This window comes from Actinokineospora terrae (assembly GCF_900111175.1).
GTDB lineage: Bacteria > Actinomycetota > Actinomycetes > Mycobacteriales > Pseudonocardiaceae > Actinokineospora > Actinokineospora terrae.
In genome coordinates this window covers 90716-116310 of record NZ_FOGI01000013.1, presented here as the reverse complement: position 1 = coordinate 116310, position 25595 = coordinate 90716, and the positions used below count along the sequence as shown (strand labels likewise).

The window sequence follows — 25595 nt, the reverse complement described above, 5'->3', positions numbered from 1 at the left end:
CCTAGAGTTCCACGACCACCGTGCCCAGGTGGCGTCCCTCGAACACCTCCTGCAACGCACGGGGCGCCGCGTCGATGCCCGGGACGCGCACATGTGGGAACGTCAGCGCGCCGCTGCGCAGCCAGTCGCCGAACCTGGCCAGCCACTCGTCGCGTTCGTGCTGGTCAGGGCGGGTGGTCACGCCGTGCAGGCTGATGCCGCGCAGGATCAACCCGAAGCTGTCGATCTCCACCGGCGCCTCGGTGCCGGACCCGTCGACCTGCCCGGCCAACGCCCCGACCAGCGCCACCCGCGCCCCCGGCCTGGCCACGTCGAGCACCGCCCGCAGCTGCGCCCCACCCACGTTGTCGATGATCACGTCCGCCGCCTCGACCGGCTCCTCACCCACGACGAACGCCGCGTCGAACCCGAGTTCGTCCACCAGCCGCCGCGCCTTCTCCCGCGTCCGCGCCGTGGCCACGACCCGTCCCGCGCCCAGCACCCGGGCGAGCTGACCCACGATCGACCCGACGCCGCTGCCGCCAGCCGTGACCAGGACCGTCTCCCCGGCTCGCAGCTTCGCGAACTTCGTCAACGCCGCGTACGCCGTCCACGTCGACCCCAGGTGCGCCACCGGATCCGGCAACGCGTCCCCCAACGGCGTCACCCCCGCCTCGGGCACCACGGCCTCCTCGCGCCACCCGGCCCAGTGCGACACCAACTCCCCCACCCGCAGCGCAACCCCATCCCCGACCGCGACAACCTCCCCCACCGTGATCGACGGCGGCACCTCCCCCACCCGAACCGGCGGCAACGGCGCCCCCTCGACACCGCCCGCGAACAACGTCCGCAACCGCGCCGACACCTGGAAGTACCGGTTGCGCACCAACACCTCCCCCGGCCCCGGCTCCCCCACCGCGACCTCGACGACCTCGAAGTCCTCCGGCCGCGGCAACCCCTCCGGCACCGCCACCAACCGAACCACCCGACCCACGGCAAACCACCTCTCCCCCACGCGACCACCGCATGGGCGCGGGCACGCTAACCCCTCACCCACGGGTCAAGGGCAAGCGAATTAGGGCAGCGGATCGGTCAGCCTGCGGCGAATCGCCTCGGCCAACTCCGCGCGGTCCTGCCGCGTGGCCAGGTCGAGGGCTCGGCGCCACCCGGCCTCGGCCTCGGCGGTGGCGCCCAGCGCGTGGTGGCTCTCCGCGAGCTTGTCGAGCACGACGGCCTCGTGGAAGACGTTGCCGAACTCGGGGAGCAGGTCCAGGCAGCGGCGGTAGTGCTCGACGGCGTCCTCGTGCCTGCCCTGCCCGGCGGCGACCGACCCGAGGTCGCTCAACGCGCAGGCGACCCCCTCGGTGTTGCCGATCTCGCGGTGCAGGGCGAGTCCGTACTCCAGGTACCGCGTCGCCGCGTCGTACTCGCCCGCTTCCGCGTGGTAGAGCCCCAACTGGCCGAGGACCTCCGCTTCCCACACCCGCAGCCCCGCGATCCGGCACAGTTCCCGCGCTCGGCGCAGGCTGCTGATCGCCCGCGCGCGGTCGCCCGCCTGGTCGTGGGCGCCCGCCATCGCCCGCAGCGTGGCGACCTGGCTGGGCAGCGAACCCACCCGCTCGGCCAGTTCCGCCGCGCGCGACAGGTGGACCACCGCGGTGGCGTGGTCACCGCGGGCGAGCTCCACGTAACCGAGGTGGCGGTGGGTGACGGCCAGGATGTCGTCGACCTCGCGGTGGCGCCCGATCAGCTCCGCCGCGGCGAGTGCGGCCCGCCAGCTCACCAGGCCGTCCGGGCGTCCCTGGCGGTGGTGGAACCCGACCAGCGACCACGCGATCTGCCAGGCCGCCTCGGGCAGGCCCCGGCGCAGCGCGTACCGCTGGGTGTCGAGCAGCCCCTGGTGCTCGGCCGCGAACCAGGCGATGGCGTCCCGAGCGCTCGCCAGCCCTGGGTCCGCGCCCTCGACCGGGATCTCGATGGGCGGCCGGTACGGCGCGAGCTTGCGCGCGCCGCTGTGCGCGGTGTGGACGAGGAACTGGATCAGCCGGTGCACCGCGGCGGTCGTCTCCGGGTCATCGGCCGGGGTAAGGCCGCCCGCGTAGAGCCGCACCAGGTCGTGCGTGCGGTAGCGGCCCGGCGCGTGCTGCCGCACCAGATGCGCGGCCTCCAGCGCGCGCAACAGTGAGCGGGACTTGGCCCGCGAGTGGCCGGTGAGCACCACGACCGAGTCGAGTCCGATGTCGTTGCCCGGTGCGGCGCCGAGGAGTCGGAACACCGCGGCCACCTGCGGCGCGAGCGACTGGTACGACCACGACAGCACCGCGCCGCAGGCTCATGCCGGTGTCACCCGCGTCCAGACCGTCGAGGCGTTCGGACTCCTCCCGCAGCTCATCGGCCAATCCCGCCAACGACTGCCCCGGCTGCGTCACCACCCGCGCGGCCACGATGCCCACCGCGAGCGGTAGACCCGCGCAGTAGCCCAGCAGCTCCGCCACCGCGCCGGGCTCCGCGGCCAACCGCTCGCGCCCGACGTGCTCGGCGAGCAGTTGCCGCGCCTGGGCGTCGGTCAACACGTCCAGATCCACGATCCGCGCTCCTCTGCTGATCAGCTCCGCCAACGGCAACCTGCTGGTCACCAGGACGGCGCAGGACGCGCTGCCCGGCAACAACCGCAGCACATCGGCGCAGTCCTTGGCGTTGTCCACCACCACGAGCACCCGCTTGCCCGCCACGAGACTGCGGTAGGTGGCCGCCTGGGTCTCGACATCGGCGGGCTGGCTGTCCTCACCGACCCCGAGCGCGCCGAGGAAACCCCGCAACGCGCGACTCGCGGGCACCGGCTGCTCGAACGACGCGAACCCGCGCATGTCCACGTACAGCTGGCCATCGGGGAAGCGGTCGAGGTGCTGGTGCGCCCACCGCAACGCCAGCGACGTCTTCCCGATCCCGCCGCTCCCGGTGACCACCGACGACGGCACCGCGGGCCTACCTCTGGCTGTAGGCCTCGGTCATCGCCAAGCGGGCCACGGGGCGGGTCCGAGTGGCACCATGTCCACCAGGCGACCGCCGCTGTTCCTCGACGTCGACGGGCCGTTGAACCCGTTCGCCGCCCCGGCCGGGGGTAAGCCCGCGGGGTTCGTCGAGCACAGCTTCCGCACCTCATCCCGGTCGACCCGCACACGGGGATCACCGAGGAGCACCTGGCCACGGTGCGGCAGCGTGTCTGTCCACAGTAAACCGGACTTGGTCGATCACGGCCTGCGCCGAAGCCTGGGTTGCGTGGTCCTGCACGGAGTCTGAACGCCGTCAGAACCGCCGGGCCGCTGGGTACGATCACCGGCGTGCCGCGAGGGTCGTGGTGGTCGGGGCGGGGGCGGGAGAACGGTGGTGGGGTCTGCCGGGGCGCGGGAGTTGGGGGAGCGGTTCGCTGAGTTGAAGGCCAGGAGCGGGCGCAGCTACGACAGCGTCGGGCGGCGGGTTAACCTGGGGAAGTCGACGGTGCACCGGGGCCGCGATGCCGGAGAAGTTCGGCGTCGTCGAGCAGATCGGGTTGACCTGCGGAGCCAGCACTGCGGAACTGCTTGAGCTGCACCGGCTCTGGGCCCGCGCGGTCTCCGCGAGCCCGGAACTCCCGCAGGAACCGCCCAAGCCCACCGAACCGGACACACCACCGCCACCCCGATCACGCAGACGGTGGTGGCCCGCGCTGATCGTCGCCGCTGCCGTGCTGGCGCTGATCGGCGGGTCGACCCCGATACCGCCCGCGCCGGTCCCGCAATGGGTCTCCGGTCCTGTGTGGCAGCGCGGCCGCCCCAACTGGACCACGCTCGACCGGCTGGTCGACGGGGCGAACCACGCCGGGCTGCCGGTGTTGTTCGTCTACTTCAGCTGGGGCGCGGGCCGCGACGGCTACACCTACTCCATCAACGACCAGGTCGCCTCGTCCAAGTGGATCAGGACGTGCGGCACACCGTAGTGGGGTCGGCGGTGGGCACAACCGGCCCAATCCTCGGGTACGCCGCCGTCTTCCTGGCAGCAATGGCTCCTGACCGCCGCCCGGTAGACTGCTCGCTCATGACGAAGGTCATGATCCAGCCGTCCTACGGGAAGCCCGAGACGCGTAGGCACTGGGCCGACACGCTGGACGTCCCGGTGTCGTTCGACGAGCCGCCATACCGCGACGCACTGACCCCGGATCAGCGCGCCGAACTGCGGTCCACCCACCCCACCGGATCCGCGAGGTTCTGGGGCGCGACCGCCAAGCACGACAAGCGCGTGGACACACTCCACCAGGGCGACGTACTACTCCTCACCGGCCAACGCCACGTCCGCGCGATCGCCCGCGTAGGCCACGTCGTCCGCAACCCGGCGTTCGCCCGAGCCCTCTGGACCCCAGACCCCCGCGACTGCCTGTGGAGCAACGTCTACAGCCTGCTCGACTACCGCGCGACCTGGATCCCGTACGAACGCATCTGGGACCTACCCGGCTTCACCACAGGTGACTACTTCATGGGCTTGCGGCTACTCGACAACGCCAAGAGCACGACCATCCTCAACGGACTGAACATCGACCTGCTGCTCAGAGGTGCGGCGTAGACCTTGACGCGACGATGGATTCAACGATGCCAGGGGCGTTAAGCCGTAAGGGTTACGAGATCGCGGGTGCGGCCATCGGTGCGCGGACGTCGGTCGGGTCAGGCCGGGTCATCTCCCCAGCCTAGATAGGGCAGGATCTGAAGTACGCCAACTGATCGGAGACCACCATGGGCCTGTTCGACGTCCCCCTAGAAGATGACCGTACCCAGCTCGAGGCCGTCATCGAGGACTACCGGGGTGCCATCGAGGCGACCCTTGACGGGCTTGGTGAGGAGCAGGTTCGGCGGAGGCTTGTTCCCTCGGCGACGACACTGTTGGGGCTGCTCAAGCACGTCACCTGGATGCAGCGGGTGTGGTTCGAGGAGTGCGTCGGCGGTACGTCCCGCAGTAAGCTCGGGCTGGTGCAGAGTCCCGACGAGTCCTTCCGGCTTGCCGACGACGACACCATCGCCTCGGTCACGGCCGCCCACCAGCAGGCCTGCGCCACCGCCCGGGCCGCGACCGCCGACCTCCCGCTGAGCACGGTCGTGACCGGCCACCGCGCCGGGCCGCGCACGCTGCACTGGGTGTACCTGCAAGTGCTGCGGGAGCTGGCCCACCACAGCGGACACGCCGACATCCTGCGTGAGCAGGTGCTCGCCGACTGAGGTTGCGCGGAGCGTCACCTGGAGGTTCACCGCAAAGAGTGGTGGCGACGGTCGTCCGCTTGGGACGCACGGTGCCGGGTACCACTTGTGGACGGCAGATCCGCGAACCGAGGGAGTGGCGATGAGACGCGCTAGAGCATTGCTGACCGCAGTTGTCGTGACGATGGCGACGTTCGCGCCGGTCGCGCAAGCGCAGCAGGCGAGACCGTTGCGCTGGGTGGCACTGGGCGACGCCTACACCGCGGGCGGCATCAACGCGGCAGGCACCGAGATCGGCGGCGTGCGCGACGGGTGCGGCCGGACGTCAGGTTCCTACCCAGAACTGTTGCGCACCAGACTATCCGGCCGCTACGAGCTGACCAACGTCAGCTGCACCGGGGCATCGATCGCGAACATCACCTACCAGCCGCAGCTGCCTCCCGGCCACCTCATCCCGTTCTTCGACGTCTTCGACCCCGACTTCCCGTTCCCGCCCGTCCCCCGCCAGCTCGACGCCGTCACCGACGACACGGACCTGGTGACCGTGGGGGTCGGCGGCAACACCCTCGGGTTCGTCGAGCTCGTCTTCGCCTGCCTGCAGCTGGGCGAGTGGGCCGACCCCGTGGCCGATCACCCGTGCACCGACTACTTCAGCTTCGGCTGGGACGGCGTCCCCACCATCACCGACCGCCTGTCGCTGCTGGCGGCCGAGTACGACGGCATGCTCACCATGATCCGCAACGCCGCGCCGCGCGCCACCATCCTCGCCGTGGGCTACCCGACGATCTTCCCCGCCGACCCCACCGCGTGCGACCACGGCCTCACCCCGGCAGGCATGCGCCACTTCGCCACCGTGAGCTACCCGGACCTCGCCTGGCTGCGCACCCAGGTCGTCGAGCAGATGAACCGCGTCATCGCCGAAAGCGCTGCCCGCCAGGGCATCCGCTACGTCGACCTCTACACCACCAGCACCGCCCACGACGTTTGCAAGCCGGACGGCGCCAACTGGGTGGAGGGCGTCGTGGACCGCGCGGGCCGCTGGGCGATGGTCCGGGCCAATGCCGACGGCCACAACAACGCCGCCAACGCCGTGCAAGCCGCGCTGGTCACCGCCCAGGGCTGAAGTCAGCCCACAGGTCGAGGCAGAGCAACTCGTCATCGTCGGCGGTCGAGCCGCGGACCACGATGGCGAACTTGGTCGCCGGAATCTCACGCGGCAGGTCGACATCGTGGCGGAACCGGTAGCTGCCCGGTTCCAGCGGCAACCGAAGGTCCCCACCGGCTTCCTTGAGCTCCTCGTCGATGTCGAACACCTTGCGCAAGAGCGTGACCAGGCCCACTTTCGCAGTCACAGCGGCGGAAGCGCCGACCTCGATCCTCTCCGTCACCCGGAACCCGACGTCAACGGTCAGGCGTTGTCCCGGCACCGGCGGGTCAGGGGTGACGGTGAGCGAGTCCAATTGGAACGGATCCGCCGCCACTCCACAGTCGACATAGCCGAACGCCGACCGCGCCGCCTGAGCCGTGCCCGGCACCGAGACCAACGCGCCGAACACAGCGGCAACGGCAAACAAACGCGAGACCCGCATGGTCGTCCTCTCGTCCAACCCCTCTGCCCAGGCAGTACCCGGTCATTCCCGGCAACCACCTAAGAGGCCCCCATCGAGTGACGGTGCCCGCACCGCTCTGCGCCAGGTGCTGAACATGGAGGATGGAGGAAGCCACCACTCCCCTCCACTTCAACATATAGCGCACCGGGGGGCTTGTGGCAAGACCCCGGGTGTGCCGCACAATTGCCCGCGCTGTGGCCAGGAGCTGGGGAAATGGAGATCCAGAAGTGCGTGTGCTGTTGACGACGTGGGGATCGCGCGGGGACGTCGAGCCGCTGGTGGGGCTCGCGGTGGCGCTGCGGGGGTTGGGAGCGGAGGCGCGGTTGTGCGCGCCGCCGGACGAGGAGTTCGCGGGGTTGGCGGAGCGGGTCGGGGTGGAGTTCGTGCCGTTCGGGCCGTCGGTGCTGTCGGTGGTGGCGAATCCGAAGCCGCCGACCGCCGAGGACGCGTTCAAGCTGGCTCCCGCGCTGGTCGCGGCCCGGTTCGAGACGTTCGCCATGGCCGCCGAGGGGTGTGACGCGCTGGTGGCGACCGGGCTGATGCCCGCGGGGGCGCGGGACGTGGCCGAGAAGCGGGGCATCCCGTACGTGCTCGCGTGCTTCCACCTGCTCGGGCTGCCGTCGCGGCACTCGTCGCCCGGGCGGCGGCCGGGCACGCCGTCGCCGGAAGGGGAGACCGACAACCGGAAGCTGTGGGAGCAGGACGCCCAGCGGGTGAACGCGCTGTACGGGGAAGCGCTCAACAGCGGTCGGGCGGCGATCGGGCTGCCGCCGGTGGACAACGTGCGCGACCACGTCCTCACCGGCAGGCCCTGGCTCGCGGCGGACCCGACGCTGTGCCCGTCAGACGGCATGACCGACCTGGACGTCGTGCAGACCGGGGCGTGGACCCGGCCCGACGACCGTCCACTCCCGGCGGATCTGGCGGCGTTCCTGGACGCGGGCGCGCCGCCGGTCTATGTCGGGTTCGGCAGCATGGCGTCCTCCATCCCGAAGGACATCGCTCAGGTGGCCATCCAGGCGGTCCGCGCCCAGGGGCGCCGCGTCGTCCTCGCCCGTGGCTGGGCGGGGCTGGCCGCGATCGACGACGCCACCGACTGCTTCGTCGTCGGCGACGTCAACCAGCAGGCGCTGTTCCGCCGGGTGGCCGCCGCCGTGCACCACGGTGGCGCGGGCACGACCACGACCGCGGCCCAGGCGGGGGTGCCCCAGGTGATCGTGCCCCAGATCGCGGACCAGCCCTTCTGGGCCGCGCGTATCGCCGCCCTGGGCATCGGCGCCGCCCACGACGGTCCGGCCCCGACCTTCGAGTCCCTGGCCGCCGCCCTCGCCACGGCCCTGGCCCCGGAGACCCAGGCCCGGGCAACCGCCGTGTCCGGCACGATCCGCACCGATGGAGCCACTGTGGCCGCGAAGCTCCTTCTCGACGCGGCCAAGTAGAGCTCGTTGGGTGGCCGCGGCAAGACTCCCGCGGCCACCCTCAGCCGAGGACCCGTGCCACGATCCGTGCGGTGTCGGCGACCAGGGCGTCCAAGCGTTCGGCGCCTTCCTTGTCCCGGCTCGTCAGCACAGCGATGACGATCGGGTCCCGGCCCGGCGGCCACAACACGGCGATGTCGTTGCGGCCGCCGTAGTCTGCGCTGCCGGTTTTGTCGCCTACGACCCAGTCCCGTGGTACTCCGGCGCGGATGACGTCTGTGCCCGTGGTGTTGTTGCGCAGCCAGTCGTCGAGCATGGCACGGTCCTCTTCGGGCAGTGCAGTGTCGACGGTGAACTTGCGCAGGTTCGTTGCCATGGTCCGGGGTGTGCTGGTGTCTCTCGGGTCTCCGGGTATGGCCGAGGAGAGGTCGGGTTCGTACCGGTCGGCGGACGTGACTTGGTCGCCGAGTCCTGCTTGCAGTCCCGCGGGGCCGCCAAGGCTTCGCAGCAACAGGTTTCCCGCCGCGTTGTCGCTGTACCGCACCGCCGCGTCACACAGTTCGCGCCAGGTCATCGTGCCGCCGACCGCCCGTTCGACGACCGGCGAGTTGGCCACCAGGTCGGCCGCGCGGATCGGTACCGGCTCCTCAAGCTGCTGCGGTGTGGTCGCGTCCAGCACTAGGGCCGCGGCGAACGCCTTGGACGTCGACGCGTAGGCGAACCGCTCATCCGCCTGGTACGAAACCGTTCGGTCCCGTTTGGTGTCCACTGCGTACACTCCGCGCCGCGCGTCGTACTTTCGTTCCAACTGCGCGAACTCACGTGCCAGGCCTGTTGTCTCGGTGCTAGAGGTGGTCGTTGTCCCGACCGGCGGATCCTGACCTGTCGAGCACCCCGCGACCAGTGCTGCCACTACCCACAACCACCGGCCCGTGAACCTTCTAGTCAAGACAGAACTCGTTGCCCTCGACGTCTCGCATCGCGATACAGGACTCGTTCTCGTCATCGGCGGGCAGCAGCTGCACTCGCGTCGCCCCAAGGGCGATCAGCCGCGCGCACTCGGCCTCAAGCGCGGCCAGGCGCTCCTCCCCCACCAGTCCAGTACCCACCCGAACGTCGAGGTGCACCCGGTTCTTGACGACCTTCCCCTCCGGAACCCGCTGGAAGTACAGCCGCGGCCCCACTCCCTCCGGATCCCCGCACGCGAACGCCGCCCCCTGCCGCTCCGCAGGCAGCGACCGATCGAACTCCGCCCACGAACCAAACCCCTCAGGCGGCGGCGGTACGACGTATCCCAACACCTCACACCAGAACCGAGCAACCCGCTCAGGCTCCGCACAGTCGAAGGTGACCTGGACCTGTTTGACCGATCCCATGACCCCACCCTAGCTCCGAGCGCCGCTCCCCGAGGTGCGAGTAATCAGCCGAGCCCCGGTGGACCAAGCTCCCCAACCAGGTGAACACCCGCACCAGAGAAGTTTGTTCACCCACGTTTCCCCAGGTCGCGTTTGTCCCCATCTCCGCACTTATCCACAACTCACGCCGAGCCTCTGGCCGTGCACCTATCGCCCGATAGAATGGAGCCGGGGCCGCCCCCCGGAGAGGGTGGGGGCCGGGGTAGGCGGGGAGGGCCTCCGCGAAGGTGGTCTCCGTAACGGCGGCAGCACGGGTAGGCGGCGCGAGCGCGAGTGGTGCGGGCGGCTCGGGTGCGGGTAGCCGGCTCGGGTGTAGGGGCGCGGGTGGAGTGGGCAGCCGGACGGGTTCTGCGCGGTGACGCCGCAGGTGGGCGTGAGCGGATCGGGTGGGGGTAGGTGGCTTGGACGCGGGTGGGCGGCTCGGGTGGGGCGGCCAGCCGGACGGACTCCGCGGCGACGGCACGGGTGGGGCGTGGGTGGCGCGGGCAGCCAGACGGGCTCTGCGGCAGCGACGCAGGGGAAGAGGGTGGGTGGATCGGGCGCAGGTGGGTGGATCGGATGCGAGACGGCGGCGCGGGTGGGCGGCCGGACAGGCACTGGGCGGCGACGGCGTGGACGGGGGGCGTGGTGGCGCGGGTGCGGGTGGGCGGTGCGCCTGGGAATGGATGCGCGAGGGCAGCGCGGGTCGGGGTGGGCGGACAGGCTCTGGGCGGCGACGGCCTGGACAGGGGGATGCGGGTGGGAGTGGTTGCGCGAGGGCGGTGCGGGTGGGAGTGGGCAGCCAGACGGGATCTGGGTGGCGGGGTGGGTGGGATGGAGGTTGGGGCGAAGGGGTGTGGTCGTCGTGGGAGGTGTTAGTGCAGGTGGGTTTTGAGCAGGATTACGGCGATGCCCAGGGCGGTGCTGCCTGTGGCGCATAGGGCGGCCACTAGGCGGGTCGCGCTGGCTCGGCGGGCGGCGGTGTGTCCCAAGGCGCCGAGCATGGTGGTTGATACGGCCAACGCGACGACTACGCCGGTGTGCAGGTCGTCGGTGGCGAGTACGAACAGGACGAGCACGGCCAGTGGTGTGTACGCGGCCTCGACCGTCGGCCAGCCCTGGCGTAGCACCTGGAAGAGCCTGCCGCGGCGGCCTGGGCCTCGGGCCGCCGCGGCCAGTGCTTGTGCGTACCGCTCCGCCACCCAGTACACGGTGACGGTCACCAGCACCGTCACGACGACCCCGCCGAGCGTGCTGTGCGCGCTCGCGGTGGCCATCGCGGCGGCGCCGACGACGGTCCCGTAGATCGCGTGCGCGAGGTCCCGCTCACCGGTCCACCGCCGGTAACGGGGCAAGCGCGGCGACCAGGTCACGCGGCGTGCAGGCTGGCGTAGCGCCGGAGGAAGAGTGCTTCAGCAAGTGCCATGCTCGCGATCTCCGCCGGTGACACGCTTTCGTTGGGGGCGTGGATAAGCGACCGCGGTTCCTCGACGCCCATCAGGATGATCTCGGCCGCCGGGTAGGTGTCGGCCAAGACCGCGCAGAGCGGGATAGAGCCGCCCTGCCCCAGGGTGGTCATCGGCGTGCCGTAGGCCTCGTCCATCGCCGCGGCCACCGCCCGGTAGGCCGGACCGTCCTGCGCGGCCCGGAACGGCGCCCCGATCGCCTCCGTCTCGACCGTGATCCGCACGCCCCACGGGGCCGCCGCACGCAGGTGCAACGTGAGCGCCGCCTCTGCCTCGACGGGATCGGTACCGGGTGGGACGCGCAGGTTGAGCCGTGCCGCTGCCCGCGGGCTGATGGCCGCCGACGAGCCGACGACCGGTGGGCAGTCGATGCCCAGGATGGTCACCGCGGGGCGGGCCCAGAGCATGTCGGACACCGTGCCGAGCACCTCGACACCGTCGAGCACGCCCGCGTCACGCCGGAACCGGTCGGGCGGGTACTGCTCGCCGGTCCAGTTCTGGTCGGACCGCAGCCCCCGCACCGTGGTGTTCCCGGCGCGGTCGCGCAGTGTCGCCAACATGTGCACCAGCGCGGCGAGTGCGTCCGGCGCCGCGCCGCCGAACATGCCCGAGTGCAGCTGCGCGGCGAGCGCCTCGACGGTGACGACGACGTTGACCATGCCGCGCAGGCTGATCGTCGTCGCCGGTCGGCCCACGGCGGCGTTCCCGGTGTCGCACACCAGGATCGCGTCCGCGCGCAGCAGGTCCGGCTCGGCCGCGACGAGCCGTTCGAGCCCGCCCGTACCCTGCTCCTCGGAGCCCTCCACCACCAGCTTGAGGTGGACCGGGATGTCACCTGCCAGGGCGCGCAGCGCGGTGAGGTGCATGATGATGTTGCCCTTGCAGTCCGCGCTCCCCCGGCCGTACCAGCGGCCGTCCACCTCGCTGAGCTGGAACGGTGGCGTGCGCCAGGCGGCCTCGTCGAGCGGGGGTTGCACGTCGTAGTGGGCGTAGAGCAGCACGGTCGGCGCTTCCGGGTCCGCACAGGGCCGTGAACCCACCACGGCGTCGCTCCCGTCCGCCGTGGTGATCGTGCGCGCGTCCGTGAAGCCGGGCTCGGCGAACCTGGCGCGAACCCACTCCGCGGCCCGCTCGCACTCGGCGCGGGGGTACTGCCTGGGGTCGGCCACCGACTGGAACGCGACGAGCTCGCCGAGTTCCGCCCGTGCCAGTGGCATCAGGCCCGCGACGCGCGTCTCCAGTTCCGCCGCGGTTCGCGTGCGGGGGTCGTTCATGCCGCCACCTCCGTCTTCCACGAGGGCTTGCGCAGTCGGTAGAACAGCAACGGCACGACGACGCCGAGGCCGATGGCACCGCCCGCGACGATCAGCAGGTACACCCCGGTGTTGCCGGACCCGAACTGCGACGGTGGGATGAACCCGACCAGGAGCGCGGCGAGGGACGCGGTGAACCCGACCCCTCACAGGCCGACGAGCATCGGCGCCCGGAACCCCCTGGGGTGCTCGGGTTCCCTGCGCCGCAACCGGACCGCGGCGATGAACAGCAGCAGGTAGGTGATCAGGTACACCTGCGTGGTGATCACCGAGAAGATCCAGTACGCGCTGGAGACGTCCGGGATGAACGCGTAGAGCAGCGCGATCCCGGTGGTGATCACGCCTTGGACGACGAGGATGTTCTGCTGCACCCCGTTGCGGTTGAGCCGCTGCAGGTACGGCGGGAGGTAGCCCTCCTGGCGGGAGATCAGCAGCAGGCCCTTGGACGGCCCGGCCAGCCAGGTCAGCATGCCGCCGAGCGAGGCGAGGACCAGCATGATCCCGACCACCGGGGTGAGGAACTGCCAGCCGAAGTTCGCGAACACCGCGTCGAAGGCCTGCATCACCCCCGCGGTGAGGGAGAGCTGGTCGGCCGGGATCACCCAGCTGATGGCCAGCGCGGGCAGGATGAAGATCAGCAGCACCAGGCCCATCGCGAGGAACATGGCGCGCGGGAAGCCCTTGCCCGGGTCGCGCAGCGACGAGACGTGCACCGCGTTCATCTCCATGCCCGAGTAGGACGGGAAGTTGTTGACGATCAGCACCAGGCTCGCCAGCCCGGTCCACGCGGGCAGCAGGTGCTCGGCGGTCATCGGCGCGGCGGGGGCGTTGCCCTGGCCGAGGAACACGAACGCCAGCAGCACCAGCAGCGCGCCGGGCACGAGGGTGCCGATGACCAGCCCACCGCTGGCGAGCCCGGCGACGCTCTTGGTGCCGCGCGAGGACACCCACACCCCAGCCCAGTAGGTGATCACGATGACCGACGCCGTCCACAGGCCGTTGCCCGCCAGCGCGGGGTTGACCACGTAGGCGAGCGTGCTGGCGACGTAGCCGAGCAGGCTGGGGTAGTAGAAGATCGTCATCGCGAACTGGCACCAGACCGCGAGGAACCCCATGGGTTTGGACAGGCCGCGGGCCACCCAGTTGTAGACGCCGCCCTTCCAGCCCGAGGCGAGCTCGGCCGAGACCAGCGACGTGGGCAGCAGGAACACCAGAGCCGGGATGAGGTAGAGGAACACGCAGGCCAGGCCGTAGACGGCCATGGTGGGCGCGGGCCGCAGGCTGGCCACCGAACTGGTCGTCATCAGCGCGAGGGCGACCCAGGAGATCCAGTTCTTGGGCGCCGCCCGCGGTCGGTCGACGGTCTCGCTCAACGCCTTCTCCCCGCCCGCGCACCTCCCCGCGTTCTCGCCCCTGCGCCGGACGCCGCCCCGGACCACCGGATCGCCAACACACCCATCACGGTCAACTCCTTGATGTCGTGGTGTTCTCCGGTGTCAGCGCACTCCACATCGGATGGTCGCGCCTCATCCGGGCTGGGTGGTTCAACCACCCGCCGACTCGCCGTTGGTGGCGCGAGGCCAAGGTCTCCCCCATCCGGCAGCTGTGGGCCGTTGCGCTTCGGCTCTGGTGTCGTGCTTGCGGGCGTCGCTACGCTCGGTTCACCAGTCGTTCCCCGGGGAGGAAGCATGGCGGTCTTGCGGAGCAGGTTCGCGCGCGTCTTGGCCGTCATCGGGCTGGCGGCGGCGATGTTGGTGGGGGTGTTCGTCGGTACGGCCAGCGCCTGTAGCTGCGTGCCCGGCGGTGAGGGCGCCAAGTATGCCCGGGCGACGCACGTGTTCACCGGGGTCGTGGTCGGGCGTGTCGTGCTCTCGGGCAACCCGGACACCGCGCACGACGACAAGTACCGCTACCTGGTCCTGAACTACCGCAACCACAAGGGTTCCGCGCCTGCGCTGGTCGGCGTGGACACCGCCATCAGCGGCGCTACTTGCGGTATCGAGCTGTCCGTGTGGTCGTCGTACGTGGTGTTCGCCCAGGGCGACGCGAGCGACGGCGTGGTGGAGACGACCCTGTGCTCAGGCACCCGCCTCGCCTCAGGCGGGCCACCCGTGACCGAGGAACCGCCGACCACGACGACACCACGCCCCACGGCCCTGGGTGGTTCGTCCCCGGCCTGCCCACTCGTCGCGTAGCACCAACGGCGGCTTCACTTGCTGATGGTCAGGTAGATGCCGTAGCCGATCAGGGCGACGCAGGCCGCTGCGCACAGTGCGGAGGTGGCGGTGGCGATCACGGTCGAGGTGCCGCGTTCGTGGGCTCGTGTCCGGCGGTCGAGGGCGTTGATGCCGAGCGCGGCCAGGGTCACCAGGCCGACGCCTGCGGCTAGGGCTACGGCGAGGACCTCGCCTAGGCCGGTCCAGTTGATGTGCATGTCGGCTCCTGGTTCACACGGTCGCGGCGTCGTTGACGTTGTGGGCGCTGATGGGGTTGCGGCGTGAGAGCCAGTAGATGGCGCCGCAGATCGCCGCCGCCGCGAGGGCGACGGTGACGGTGCCCGCGGCGCCCGTGCCCGCGACCCATCCCGCTGCCGCGCCGACCAGGGCCGCGGCGGGGAGGGTCAGCGCCCAGGCCACCACCATCCGCCCGGCGGTGGACCAGCGGACCTCGGCCAGCCGCCTGCCCACGCCGGAGCCGATCACGCCGCCGGAGACCACGTGCGTGGTGGACAGCGCGAAGCCCACGTGCGACGAGGTCAGGATCACCGCGGCGGCGCTCGCCTCGGCCGCGAAACCCTGCGGTGGCTGGATGTCGGTGATGCCCCGGCCCATGGTGCGGATGATCCGCCAGCCGCCGAGGTAGGTGCCCAGCGCGATCGCCGACCCGGCGGCGATGATCACCCACAGCGGCGGGCCCGCGTCGGCGGGCAGCGACCCGGCGGTGATCAGGGTCAACGTGATCACCCCCATCGTCTTCTGCGCGTCGTTGGTCCCGTGCGCCAGCGCCACCAGCGACGCGGTCACCACCTGGCCGACCCGGAACCCCCGGCGGCGGGTGTCCTCGCCGGTCCGGTGGGTGATCCGGTACGCCAGGAACGTCGCGATCATGGCCACCAGGCCCGCGATCAGCGGCGACGCGACGGCCGGGACCACGACCTTCTCCAGCACCGTGGTGAACCGGACCGCGTCCGACCCGGACGCCACCCACACCGCGCCGATCAGCCCGCCGAACAGGGCGTGCGACGAACTGGACGGGAGCCCGACCAGCCAGGTCAGCAGGTTCCACACGATCGCCCCGACCAGGCCGCCGAAGATCACCGCGGGGCCGATCCTGGTCTCGTCCACGATCCCGCTGCTGATCGTCTTGGCCACCTCGATCGACAGGAACGCCCCCACCAGGTTCAACACCGCCGCGATCCCCACCGCGACCCTGGGCCGCAACGCCCCGGTCGCGATCGATGTCGCCATCGCGTTCGCCGTGTCGTGGAACCCGTTGGTGAAGTCGAACGCCAACGCGGTGATCACCACCACCACGACGATCAGTGACACGTCCATCCCCACACCCTCCACGTCGACCCACCGGCCCGCGCCGAGTACCCGGCCACGCCAACCCCGGGGGAACCCGCGATGAACACCAACCACCGAACGGGCATCCGCTCCACCCCGCCGCCGGGTGGTGGGCTAGGACTTGGGTCTCGGGTAGTAGGCGGTGTGTTCGATGAAGCCTTCGCAGAAGGGGCCGAAGCCGAAGCGGCCGAGGTAGCGGGTTGTCGAGGTGGGCGGTGTGACCCAGACGGCCGAGGAGACGTGTTCGAACTCGTGGCAGCCGTAGAGCAACCAGTGGATCTTCTTGTCGGCGGTGTCGCCCGGGGCCCATTCCATTGCTCGGTGCGGCCCAGGCGCCATCGCGCAACCGCGCGATCGCACCGGGCGCCCGACGTTTCGTGCTCTACACCCGTTGACGCTCAGCCCGATCACCGGCGCACAGCGTTCAGGCACCGACAGTTCACGCATCGGCAACCTTGGTCCAAGCCTGCCAGAGCGTGGCGTACCGACCTTTGCGGGCAAGGAGTTCGTCATGGCTGCCGCGTTCGACGACGGTGCCGTTGGCCATCACGAGGATGTGGTCGCACTGGCGGGCCTGGGAAAGCCGGTGGGCTATCACGATCGCTGTTCTGCCGCGGGCAAGTTCCGCGGCGGCGGTGTCGAGTTCACGGGCTTGGGAGCTGCCCGCCTCAGCGCTCGCCTCGTCGAGGATCACCAGTGGCGGGTCGGTCACCGCGACTCGGGCAAGGGCGAGTCGCTGGGCCGCGACCACGTCGAGTTGGTGCCCGCCTGCGCCGACAACAGTGTCGAGCCCTGCGGGAAGGGCGTCCACCCAGCGCGCGCCCACGGCATCCAGTGCGCCTCGGATGCGCGCGTCGTCGGCATCCGGGGCGGCGAGGGTCATGTTCTCGCGCAGCGTCGCGGCGAACACGTGCGACTCTTGCGCGATCATGCCGATCCACGCCGTGCGGCCCAGGGAGTCCAGGTCCGCGGGTTCCACATCACCGACGTCGTCGTGCAACCGCACCTGACCCAGGGTCGGGTGCAGCAGACCGGCGACGATCGCGGCGAGGGTGGTCTTTCCCGCGCCGCCGGCACCCACGACGGCCAGGGATGTCCCAGCGGGCACGGTGAAGTCCGTCTGACACACTGCAAAGTGGACGCCGTCATAGCTGTGTCTCAACGCGCTCGCCCGCACGCTCACCCTCCCAACAGGAGCACGGACTGGCGTGGGCGTCCGGGTCGGCATGCGGGTGACTCCGGCGATGCGGGCCAGGGAGGCGCCCGCGCGTTGCAGTTCATCGGCGGAGCCGAGCACGGTGCCCAGTGGTTCGAACAAGCGGTGGAACAGCAGGGCGGCTGCCGCGACGGAGCCGACCGTGGTGGCGGTGTCGTGCACCAGCCAGTACCGTAGCCGGCTCCCGCGCGCGGTAGGTACCAGCGCAGGATCAACGCGTACACCGGGAACACGACGACGAACGCGAGCGCGAGTCGCCAGTCCAGTGAGCCGAACGCCGCGAACGACACCGCGACGGTCGCGGCCGCGCTGAACACGTCCGAGATCAGGGGCACCGCGGCCGCGAAGATCTCCATGTCCTCGGTGACCCGGGAGGCGACGTCGCCGCTGCCCGCGCTCTGGGCGACCGAGGTGTCCAGGCCCAGCACGCGCTCGACGACGGCCTCGCGCAGGTCGGCGGCGATCCTGGCCGCGAGGGTGATCGTGGCGCGGCGAGCCAGCCCGGTGAACAACGCGCCCAGCACCGCGGTGACGGCGGCGAGCACCACCAGCGTCGCGGCCATCGTCGGACGGTGTTCTGCGACCGCGTCGACCAGTTAGCCGAGCAGGATCGGCACGGCCACCGAGGCCAGGCTCGCGGCAAGGGTCCACAGACCTACGCCCACGCAGTCGCGCGGGTGTTTACGCGCCATCGTGGCCAGGGTGCGCACGGTCTCGCGGGCGCTCGCCACGGGCAACGCCACCGGTCAGCTCATCGTGACACCGCCGAGGCGTACTCGGGCACGTTCATCAGCCGTGTGTGGCTTGCGGTCCGTACGGTCCCGTCGTCGGCAATGTGCACTACCTGGTCGCAGCGGGCGAGAAGCTGGGGGGAGGTGGTCAGCACGAGCGTCGCGCCGCCTTCCTGACGACGCAGCGCGGTGAAGCTCGCGGCGACCTGGTCCTCGGTGACGGCGTCGAGTGCGGACAGCGGATCGCTCAGCACGAGGACGGGCGGCGCCGCGGCCAGTGCCCGGGCGAGGGCGACGCGCTGCCGCTGGCCGCCGGAGAGGTTCGCGCCACCGTCGAGCAGGTCTTCCGGCAGTTCGGCCGCCGCCGACGCGGTGAGCGCCTTGGCCGGATCCGTGGTCCCACACAGTGCGAGCCGTGCGGCGCGAGATCCCGCGTGGCGGGCCGAGGGGTGAAACTCAGCCCAGCTCAGGTGGAGGCGCGGTCGTCTCGAATAGGGCGAACAGGACTTCTCCGGCTGGTTCCAGGGTGTATAGGACGGTTTTGCCTGATCTGCGGCGGTGGGCTATGCCTGCGGATACGAGGGCGGTGAGGTGTTCGGAGACGGTGCTGGGGGCCAGGGCTAGGGCGGCGGCCAGGGCGGTGGTGGTGGTTGGGGTTTCCAGGGCGCGGAGGATTCGGGCTCGGCGGGAGCCGACCAGGGGGATGAGGCGGTCTGGTTCGGTGGGGGTGGGGTGGTTCCGGCCAGTAGGGCGCCGCCGCGGGCTTGGTAGGCGAGGCGGAGGGTGTGGGGGTGGTCGGTGGGGCAGCTGACGCGGTCGGCGGCGAAGATGAGGGGCAGCAGGAGTAGGCGCTGGTCGGCGGCGACCAGGTGGGACTCCTCGGGCTTGGGCAGGGACTCGGGGCCGACCGTGGCGAGGGACCGTGCCCGCAGCAGCACCTCCTCGCCCAGCGCCATCCGCATCCTCGGCCAGTGCGGCGCGATCACCAGCCGCCAGAACTCCGCGTGCGCGTCGGCGAGGGCGGCGAACGACCGCGCCCGATCACACTGGTAGGGCACCAGGAAGTCGGGCACGCCGCCGGGCCAGTGCCCCCCGCCCCACCTCCGACAGTTCGAGGTGGACACGCAGCGGCGCGACCAGCGGGTTCGCGCGCAGCACGGCCCAAGCCCGCTCGGCCCACGCGGTGTACGGCCACGGCGCGCGGGATCCGCACCGGTGCAACAGTTCCACCGAGGCGATGGCCTCGCTGAGCGGACTGATCGCGATTCGGGTCCGCTCCAGCGTCCGGGAATCCAGGTGGATGCGGATCACCCGGCCAGTGTGCCCTACCCGGCCGCCCGGATCAGGTGGTCGAGGAGGTCTGGATAGGACAGTCCGGCGGCGGCGAACATCTTGGGGAGCTGGGAGGCCTCGGTCATGCCCGGCATCGTGTTGACCTCGTTGAGCACGGGGCCGTCCGCGGTCAGGAAGAAGTCGACGCGGGCGATGCCTCGGCAGCCGAGGGCGGTGTAGACGCGCAGCGCGGCGTCCGCCAGGGCCGTCGACTCGCCTGCGGACAGGTGTGCCGGGACCACGAACGTCGCGTCGCCGTCGTACTTGGTGGCGGTGTCGAACAGCGGGCCGTCGATGAGGATCTCCAGCGGTGGCCCGGTCCGCGGGGTTCCCGAGGGGTCGTCGAGGACCGCGATGTCGATCTCCCGGCCGGTCACCACGTGCTCCACCAGCACCCGGTCGTCGTGCTCGAAGGCCGCCAGCAGGGCGGGCCGCAGCTCGGCCTCGGCGCGCACGAGCCGGACCCCGAAGCTCGACCCGGCGGCGACCGGCTTCACGACCACCGGCCGCTCGAAGACCACCGTGTCCGCGGCCGTCACCAGCCTGCCCGGCGCCGTGCGCACGCCCACCGCCTCGGCCACCAGCTTCGTCGCCCACTTGTCCATGGCGAGCGCCCCGGCCCGCGGCGGCGAACCCACGTACCGCAGGCCCGCCAGCTCGAACAACGCCGCCATCGCACCGTCCTCGCCCAGCGGACCGTGCAGCAGCGGCAGCGCGACCTCGCACGTGGACAACGCGTGCAGCGCCCCCGCGAGGCTGGCCACCTGCGACGCGCCGAACGGGCGCCCCTCGGCATCGCACCAGACCCCGTCCCGGCCGACCGTGAACGCCACCGCCTCGTACTTCACCGCGTCGAGCGCCCGCACCACGGACGCCGCGGAAGCCCGGGACACCTCGTGCTCGGCACTCTGCCCACCCCCGACCACAGCCACCCTGACCCGCTCGGTCATCGCCCCAGCACCCCGCTCCCCCACGCCTTCCGCGAAAGACACCCGACGACCCACGGCACTGTCGCGGTTTGTCACCGGACGCTCCGGCTCACCCGGGAGCCGATGCCGGTCACGATCTCGTGCGGGATGGTCCCCGCCCACGCCGCCCACTCGTCCACCGTCGGCTCACCGTCGCCGGGGCCGAACACCACTGCCTCGTCGCCCGGCTCCACCGGGCACTCGCCCACGTCCACCACGGTCTGGTCCATCGAGATCACGCCGACGACCGGGCACCGCCTGCCCGCGACCAGCACCTGCGCCCGACCCGACGCTGATCGCGGCAGGCCGTCCGCGTACCCGAGCGGGAGCAGCGCCAGGGTGGTGGGACGGCAGGTCACCCGCGTGTGGCCGTACCCGATGCCGACCCCCGCCTCGACCCGTCTGACCTGCGCGACCGGCGTGGTGAGCCGCAGTGCCCGCCGTAGGGACGCGCTGTCGGACGGGTCGATGCCCACCAGCCCGGCGCCGATCCGGACCATGTCCAGGTGCGCGGAGGGCAGGGTGAGCGTCGCGGCGGTCGCGGCCAGGTGTCGCACCGCGGGACGCAGTCCGGACCGCTCAGCCATGGCGACCCCGCGCAGGAACTCCTCGGTACCGCGCGAGTTGGCCGGATGACCGGGCCACGCGGCCATCGCCAGGTGCCCCATGATCCCCACGACCGTGACCCGACCGGCCACCTCGGCCCGTCGAGCGGCGGCCATCAGCGAGGCCCACTCGTCCGGCGCGGCGCCGTCGCGAGCCATCCCGGTGTCCAATTGCAGGTGGATGCGCACGTGGTGTTGGGCGGCGGCGATGGCGTCAAGGTGCCGCAGGCTCGGCACCGCGAGGTCGATCCGGTGCCGGGCCGCGGCCGCCACTTCCACCTCGACCGGATTCAGCCAGCTCAGCACCGGCTCATTCACCCCGGCCGCGCGCACGGCGACACCCTCGGCCAGGGAGGTGACCCCGAGCCACGTCGCGCCGTTGGCCACCGCCGTCCTGGCCACGGCGGCGAGCCCGTGACCGAAGCCGTCCGCCTTCACGACCGCCATGACCTCCCCGGGCACGGCACGCACGAACCGGCGCGTGTTCTCGGCGACGGCGGACAGGTCGACGGCCAGCGTGGGAGCAGTGCGCACAGCCGCGCGGGCGGGCGCGCTCACACGGTCACCGGGGCGTCGACCGGGCCGTACAGGGCGTGCGCGGCGCCCGTCATCAACGCCCAGTAGCGGTCGCCGTACGACCAGTGCCACCACTCGGTCGGGTAGTTGACCAGGCCTACGCCGCCGAGCACGTCCGCGAGCAGCGTCCTGTTCCGCCGCGCCTCGGCGTCGACCTCGGCGTGGAGGTAGCACGCCCCCGCGCTCTGCTCCGGGGTCTCATCGATCCGCGTCCCCAGCCACAGGTCCGCGCCCGCGCGGTCGACCAGCGTCAGGTCGACCGCGGCCCCGGCCACGTGCGGCGCGACGGCGACCGGCGCGACGAACCTGCTGGAGAGCCGCCTCAGCTCCACCTCGTCGGCGTCCGGGTGCAGGGTGCGCAGCTCGCGCGTGTAGTCGTCGATGATCGCCCGCTGGTCCACAACGGACCGGTGGCCGTCGACCACCCGCAGCCCCACACCGGCGGGCAGCGTGGCCCCGGCCAGCACGAGCCTGCGCGCCAGGCCCGCCCGGACCAGCACCTCGGGCGCGAAGGGCAGGGGTACCAGCGGTTCGCCGTTGTCGACCACGCGCACGGCGTGGACGACCGGGTCGGAGAGCAGGATCGCCATGCCGCCAGATGCTAGGAACGCCGACCTGGCCGGGGACTCGGCCGGAAGTACCCGGTCACTGACCGATCGGCCGACCCACGACCAGCCGATCGGCCGAACCCGCCCAACCACCCCCGACCGTCCACAGCGAACCGCGCGGCCGGTCCCATCGACCGTCGACTATCTCGACAATCGAATCGATCGCCATTCCGGGAACACCTGTCAAGTGCTCGTCAAACAGGCCGCGGCGCCGCCGGATGTCGGAACTCGTACCATCGCCCCAACCACCCAAGGGCAGGAGTCTGCGCCAAACCCGGGGCGGTTCGTACCCGTCATCGGCCCGGGTGGCATTGCCTTTCCTGGCCGGGCTCCGCTAGATCACGATTCGTCGGCCGCATTCCCGGATCATGGCCATAACATGGCCGTGAACAGGAGATGTTCAGCCGGGAACCCTTCCCAGCGCCGTTCGGATCATGCGGCGGAGTGTCGTTGGCGTGCGCGAGTATGGACATTGACTGGAAGTTTCATGATAATCACTGTATGTGGAACTTTTCTTTGCCATCGAGATTGATGAGATCCCAGAGAATAGGGATCGCGATGGTTGCCAGTATTACCATTGTCGTGGGGACGACGCTCGCCGTGGCGGGTACCGGGCAGGCATCGGCGGCGAACGCCCTCGCGGCGTGTGACGCCCCGGCGTGGGCCGAGGGCAACACCTACACCTCGGGCACCAGGGTGACGTACCTGAGCCGGACCTACAGCGCCAAGGTCACGCACACCGCGTGGCCGGGCGCCGGATGGAACCCGGTCGCCGGGCAGTCGCTGTGGTCGGACCTGGGTGCCTGCGACGGCAACCCGCCCACGTCGACCACCCGCCCCACCACGACCACAACGACGACCACGCGGCCGACGACGACCACCACTACCACCACGACCACGACCCCGCCGACGACCACTACCACCACGACGACCACTCCGCCGACGACAACGACGACCACCGACCCCGGTGGCGAGACCTGCGCGGTGAAGTCGAAGCCCGCGGGCAAGGTCCTCGTCGGCTACTGGGAGAACTGGGACGGCGCCTCCAACGGCGTGCACCCGCCGTTCGGCTGGACGACCGTCTCGAACCCGGTGATCCGGCAGCACGGCTACAACGTGCTCAACGCCGCGTTCCCGGTGATCCGCTCCGACGGCACCGCGCTGTGGGAAGACGGCATGGACAGCACCGTCAAGGTCGCCACGCCCGCCGAGATGTGCGCGGCCAAGGCGCAGGGCCAGACGATCCTCATGTCGATCGGCGGCGCGACCGCGGGCATCGACCTGAACTCGGCCACCGTCGCCGACAAGTTCGTCGCCACCATCGTGCCGATCCTGAAGAAGTACAACTTCGACGGCATCGACATCGACATCGAGACCGGCCTCGCGGGCGCGGGCAACATCAACACCCTGTCCGCCTCGCAGGCCAACCTGATCCGCATCATCGACGGCGTGCTGGCCCAGATGCCGTCGAACTTCGGCCTGACCATGGCCCCGGAGACCGCCTACGTCACCGGCGGCAGCGTCACCTACGGCTCCATCTGGGGCGCGTACCTGCCGGTCATCAAGAAGTACGCGGACAACGGCAGGCTCTGGTGGCTCAACATGCAGTACTACAACGGGAGCATGTACGGCTGCAGCGGCGACTCCTACCAGGCGGCGACCGTGCAGGGCTTCGTCAAGCAGACCGAGTGCCTGAACCAGGGCCTGGTCATCCAGGGCACCACCATCAAGGTCCCCTACGACAAGCAGGTCCCCGGCCTGCCCGCGCAGCCGGGTGCCGGTGGCGGCTACATGTCCCCCGCGCTGGTGTCCCAGGCGTGGAACAGCTTCGGCGGCAACCTCAAGGGTCTGATGACCTGGTCGCTGAACTGGGACGGGTCGAAGAACTGGTCCTTCGGCGATAACGTGAAGTCGCTGCAGGGTCGCTGACCCCGGTCACGACCACGGAGCCCGTCCGGCCACACACCTGAGTGGCCGGGCGGGCTCTGCGCTGTAGGTCATCCGTAGCGGGCCACGATCGCGGCGGCGCGGTCGTGCAGCGAGATTCGCAGCCATTGCGGGGTAAGGGCTTCCGCGTTCGTCCCGAGCTGCCACAGCGCCCACTCCGCGTGCCTGGCGTCCTGAAAGGACACTTCCAGTCGGAGCCAGCCGTCCACATCGGCCTCTTCGGCGAGGACGGCGAGAGCAGTCCCCACCAGGTCTTCCCGCCGGGTCGGGTTCACGCGGGCCAGCACGACGACCTGATCGCCACCGGCGCGGAACCGTGTGCCGCGTTCCTGCCATGCTCGGTCCAGGTCGACCCGGTCCGGCCGTTGCGCGGGTTCGGCGAGTGCCTCGGCGGCAAGGATTCTGGACAGCCGGTAGGTCCGGTCGGCGCCGTCCCTGGTCGCCAACAGGTAGCCCAAACCGCGCACGGTGACCAGACCGATCGGGTCCACAGTGCGCCACTTCGGGGCCTGATCCGCTGCCGCGTAATGGATGCGCAGCTTGTGCCCGGCGAACACCGCGCGCCGGACCTCGGCCGCGATCGGGTCGGGCACTTCCTCGCCCGCCTGCCCGCGAGAGAGCAGGTCGGTCGCCGGGTCGACGAGCAGCCGTTGGACCGCTCCCGCCGCGGTGGCCCGGTTGCCCTCGGGTAGTGCGTCGACCACCTTGCGCATGGCCGAGGCGAGCGCCGACCCGAGCCCGAACACCTGTGTGCCGCGCCGCGATCCGGCGATCAGCAGGGCGAGCGCCTCGTCGTGGCTCAGGTCGGTGAGCTCGGTCCGGAAGCCGGGCAGCAGCGCGAACCCGCCGTGCCTGCCGCGTTCGGCGTAGACCGGGACCCCCGCCGCGGAGAGCGCCTCGATGTCGCGCAGCACGGTGCGGGTGGACACCTCCAGTTCCCGGGCCAGCGCGGGCGCGGAGAGCCGATCGTGCCGGCGCAGCAACAGCACGATCGAGACCAACCGGTCGGCGCGCACGGCCTGAGGTTACCGGAATACATGACACAGGATGTCGTGATTACTTGGCAGGCTCGGCGCACACCCAGCTGAATGGAGCTCGACATGGCAGTGCGGCGAACGGCCGTCAACCCGGTGACCTGGTCGGCGGCAATGGGGTTCAACCAGGGCGAGATCGTCTCCGGGCACACGAGGACGCTGTACTGCGCGGGGCAGACCGCGACCAGCGCCGAGGGCACACCCCAGCACGACGGCGACATGGCCTCCCAGGTGGCGCTGAGCCTCGGCAACCTAGAGGCCGTCCTCGGCGAGGCGGACATGTCCCTCGCCAACCTGATCCGCCTCACCGTCTACACCACCGACGTGGACCTCCTCTTCCAGCACTACGGCATCCTGGCGGCCAAGCTGGGCGCCGCCGGAGTAGCACCGCCCACCACCCTGCTCGGCGTGACCCGCTTGGCCCTCCCCACCCTGATGGTCGAACTCGAGGCAACCGCCGTGGCCTGATACCGCGTTCGGCCTACACCGGTTGACCCCAGGAGCCGGGGGGAACCCGCCCAGCCAGGGTGCGTGCCCCCGGCCCCTGGGCCAATCGGTGGCAGCTGGACCAAGTCCCCACGGCAGCCGGATTTGATCGATAACCTCTGGT

At 71.0% G+C, this 25595-nt stretch carries 30 protein-coding genes and 2 pseudogenes; 9 read left to right on the top strand and 23 right to left on the bottom strand.

The features are described 5' to 3' along the window. Position 1: 1 nt before the first annotated feature. From BMY07_RS27285 to BMY07_RS35655, 3 genes are all read right to left on the bottom strand, one after another. Positions 2-973, bottom strand: a complete 972-nt coding sequence (locus tag BMY07_RS27285; RefSeq protein ID WP_218150794.1) for an MDR family NADP-dependent oxidoreductase — start codon at positions 971-973, stop codon at positions 2-4. An 81-nt stretch (positions 974-1054) separates the two neighbouring features. Continuing rightward, complete coding sequence (locus tag BMY07_RS35660; protein ID WP_281245097.1) at positions 1055-1762, bottom strand: tetratricopeptide repeat protein; 708 nt, start codon at positions 1760-1762, stop codon at positions 1055-1057. 289 nt (positions 1763-2051) lie between these two features. Continuing rightward, complete coding sequence (locus BMY07_RS35655; RefSeq protein WP_092784860.1) at positions 2052-2957, bottom strand: NB-ARC domain-containing protein; 906 nt, start codon at positions 2955-2957, stop codon at positions 2052-2054. A 536-nt stretch (positions 2958-3493) separates the two neighbouring features. On the opposite strand from BMY07_RS35655, the gene BMY07_RS27270 reads away from it, so the two are divergent. The 4 genes from BMY07_RS27270 to BMY07_RS27255 all read left to right on the top strand — a co-directional run bounded on the left by BMY07_RS27270 (position 3494) and on the right by BMY07_RS27255 (position 6324). Continuing rightward, on the top strand, positions 3494-3955 hold the full coding sequence (locus BMY07_RS27270; RefSeq protein ID WP_092784857.1) for a hypothetical protein: 462 nt from the start codon (positions 3494-3496) through the stop codon (positions 3953-3955). A 98-nt stretch (positions 3956-4053) separates the two neighbouring features. Continuing rightward, the gene (locus BMY07_RS27265) at positions 4054-4575 is read left to right on the top strand and encodes a hypothetical protein (RefSeq protein WP_092784854.1); all 522 of its coding nucleotides are present in this window, start codon (positions 4054-4056) and stop codon (positions 4573-4575) included. Between the two features lie 167 nt (positions 4576-4742). Then, complete coding sequence (locus BMY07_RS27260) at positions 4743-5222, top strand: DinB family protein (RefSeq protein WP_092784851.1); 480 nt, start codon at positions 4743-4745, stop codon at positions 5220-5222. Between the two features lie 121 nt (positions 5223-5343). Beyond that, entirely contained in the window at positions 5344-6324 is a 981-nt protein-coding gene (locus BMY07_RS27255; RefSeq protein ID WP_092784848.1) for an SGNH/GDSL hydrolase family protein, read from the top strand. On the opposite strand, the gene BMY07_RS27250 is transcribed toward BMY07_RS27255, so the two are convergent. Then, positions 6308-6790, bottom strand: coding sequence for an ML domain-containing protein (locus tag BMY07_RS27250; RefSeq protein WP_092784845.1), 483 nt, complete (start codon positions 6788-6790; stop codon positions 6308-6310). The genes BMY07_RS27255 and BMY07_RS27250 overlap by 17 nt on opposite strands. Positions 6791-7038: 248 nt before the next feature. Here BMY07_RS27250 and BMY07_RS27245 point away from each other — a divergent pair, with 248 nt between their 5' ends. Continuing rightward, on the top strand, positions 7039-8250 hold the full coding sequence (locus BMY07_RS27245) for a glycosyltransferase (RefSeq protein WP_092784842.1): 1212 nt from the start codon (positions 7039-7041) through the stop codon (positions 8248-8250). Between the two features lie 40 nt (positions 8251-8290). On the opposite strand, the gene bla is transcribed toward BMY07_RS27245, so the two are convergent. From bla to BMY07_RS27220, 5 genes are all read right to left on the bottom strand, one after another. Next, a complete protein-coding gene (bla, locus tag BMY07_RS27240; protein ID WP_425426356.1) occupies positions 8291-9142 on the bottom strand; it encodes a class A beta-lactamase in 852 nt (283 codons plus the stop codon). A 28-nt stretch (positions 9143-9170) separates the two neighbouring features. Further along, entirely contained in the window at positions 9171-9605 is a 435-nt protein-coding gene (locus tag BMY07_RS27235; RefSeq protein ID WP_092784836.1) for a VOC family protein, read from the bottom strand. 893 nt (positions 9606-10498) lie between these two features. Then, on the bottom strand, positions 10499-10996 hold the full coding sequence (locus BMY07_RS27230; RefSeq protein WP_092784833.1) for a hypothetical protein: 498 nt from the start codon (positions 10994-10996) through the stop codon (positions 10499-10501). Continuing rightward, on the bottom strand, positions 10993-12363 hold the full coding sequence (locus tag BMY07_RS27225) for a dipeptidase (protein WP_092784830.1): 1371 nt from the start codon (positions 12361-12363) through the stop codon (positions 10993-10995). Before BMY07_RS27225 ends, BMY07_RS27230 begins: the two co-directional genes overlap by 4 nt. Before the next feature lie 185 nt (positions 12364-12548). Beyond that, positions 12549-13775 carry an APC family permease gene (locus tag BMY07_RS27220; RefSeq protein WP_245782690.1) on the bottom strand — a complete coding sequence of 409 codons (1227 nt, stop codon included), beginning with the start codon at positions 13773-13775 and terminating at the stop codon, positions 12549-12551. A 315-nt stretch (positions 13776-14090) separates the two neighbouring features. Between BMY07_RS27220 and BMY07_RS27215 the strand changes: the two genes are divergently transcribed. After that, entirely contained in the window at positions 14091-14597 is a 507-nt protein-coding gene (locus tag BMY07_RS27215; RefSeq protein WP_245782689.1) for a hypothetical protein, read from the top strand. Between the two features lie 14 nt (positions 14598-14611). On the opposite strand, the gene BMY07_RS27210 is transcribed toward BMY07_RS27215, so the two are convergent. The 13 genes from BMY07_RS27210 to BMY07_RS27160 form a co-directional block, all read right to left on the bottom strand. Next, complete coding sequence (locus BMY07_RS27210) at positions 14612-14836, bottom strand: hypothetical protein (protein WP_092784827.1); 225 nt, start codon at positions 14834-14836, stop codon at positions 14612-14614. Positions 14837-14849: 13 nt separating this feature from the next. After that, a complete protein-coding gene (locus tag BMY07_RS27205; RefSeq protein ID WP_092784824.1) occupies positions 14850-15956 on the bottom strand; it encodes an inorganic phosphate transporter in 1107 nt (368 codons plus the stop codon). A 126-nt stretch (positions 15957-16082) separates the two neighbouring features. Next, positions 16083-16283 (bottom strand): hypothetical protein, encoded by a 201-nt coding sequence (locus tag BMY07_RS27200; protein ID WP_092784821.1) that lies wholly within the window; start codon positions 16281-16283, stop codon positions 16083-16085. Positions 16284-16407: 124 nt separating this feature from the next. After that, the gene (locus tag BMY07_RS27195; RefSeq protein WP_177215804.1) at positions 16408-17145 is read right to left on the bottom strand and encodes an ATP-binding cassette domain-containing protein; all 738 of its coding nucleotides are present in this window, start codon (positions 17143-17145) and stop codon (positions 16408-16410) included. A gap of 2 nt (positions 17146-17147) precedes the next feature. Then, complete coding sequence (locus BMY07_RS27190; protein ID WP_092784816.1) at positions 17148-17747, bottom strand: ABC transporter transmembrane domain-containing protein; 600 nt, start codon at positions 17745-17747, stop codon at positions 17148-17150. 33 nt (positions 17748-17780) lie between these two features. Then, positions 17781-17927 carry a hypothetical protein gene (locus tag BMY07_RS34580; protein WP_177215803.1) on the bottom strand — a complete coding sequence of 49 codons (147 nt, stop codon included), beginning with the start codon at positions 17925-17927 and terminating at the stop codon, positions 17781-17783. Positions 17928-17935: 8 nt separating this feature from the next. Then, positions 17936-18322: an ATP-binding cassette domain-containing protein gene (locus BMY07_RS27185; protein WP_281245096.1), complete on the bottom strand. Its 387-nt coding sequence runs from the start codon at positions 18320-18322 to the stop codon at positions 17936-17938. Between the two features lie 49 nt (positions 18323-18371). Next, on the bottom strand, positions 18372-18551 hold the full coding sequence (locus tag BMY07_RS36275) for an ArsR/SmtB family transcription factor (RefSeq protein ID WP_425426359.1): 180 nt from the start codon (positions 18549-18551) through the stop codon (positions 18372-18374). Then, positions 18536-18988 (bottom strand): hypothetical protein, encoded by a 453-nt coding sequence (locus BMY07_RS27180; RefSeq protein WP_245782688.1) that lies wholly within the window; start codon positions 18986-18988, stop codon positions 18536-18538. The genes BMY07_RS36275 and BMY07_RS27180 overlap by 16 nt, the downstream gene beginning before the upstream one ends. Further along, complete coding sequence (locus BMY07_RS27175; RefSeq protein WP_092784809.1) at positions 18957-19226, bottom strand: hypothetical protein; 270 nt, start codon at positions 19224-19226, stop codon at positions 18957-18959. Before BMY07_RS27175 ends, BMY07_RS27180 begins: the two co-directional genes overlap by 32 nt. A gap of 14 nt (positions 19227-19240) precedes the next feature. Continuing rightward, complete coding sequence (locus tag BMY07_RS27170; protein ID WP_092784806.1) at positions 19241-20197, bottom strand: D-alanine--D-alanine ligase family protein; 957 nt, start codon at positions 20195-20197, stop codon at positions 19241-19243. Between the two features lie 71 nt (positions 20198-20268). After that, a complete protein-coding gene (gene alr, locus BMY07_RS27165; protein WP_092784803.1) occupies positions 20269-21378 on the bottom strand; it encodes an alanine racemase in 1110 nt (369 codons plus the stop codon). Beyond that, positions 21375-21986 (bottom strand): M15 family metallopeptidase, encoded by a 612-nt coding sequence (locus BMY07_RS27160; protein ID WP_092784800.1) that lies wholly within the window; start codon positions 21984-21986, stop codon positions 21375-21377. Before BMY07_RS27160 ends, alr begins: the two co-directional genes overlap by 4 nt. A 414-nt stretch (positions 21987-22400) precedes the next feature. Here BMY07_RS27160 and BMY07_RS36100 point away from each other — a divergent pair. Together BMY07_RS36100 and BMY07_RS27155 are read left to right on the top strand one after the other, a co-directional pair. Next, a pseudogene (locus tag BMY07_RS36100) lies at positions 22401-22781 on the top strand (carbohydrate-binding protein); the annotation flags it as partial. Between the two features lie 192 nt (positions 22782-22973). Then, a pseudogene (locus BMY07_RS27155) lies at positions 22974-23933 on the top strand (chitinase); the annotation flags it as partial. A gap of 68 nt (positions 23934-24001) precedes the next feature. Here the strand turns inward: BMY07_RS27155 and BMY07_RS27150 are convergent. After that, positions 24002-24967 carry a helix-turn-helix transcriptional regulator gene (locus tag BMY07_RS27150; protein ID WP_092784794.1) on the bottom strand — a complete coding sequence of 322 codons (966 nt, stop codon included), beginning with the start codon at positions 24965-24967 and terminating at the stop codon, positions 24002-24004. A gap of 90 nt (positions 24968-25057) precedes the next feature. Between BMY07_RS27150 and BMY07_RS27145 the strand changes: the two genes are divergently transcribed. Continuing rightward, entirely contained in the window at positions 25058-25453 is a 396-nt protein-coding gene (locus BMY07_RS27145; protein WP_177215826.1) for a RidA family protein, read from the top strand. The last annotated feature ends 142 nt before the right edge of the window (positions 25454-25595 follow it).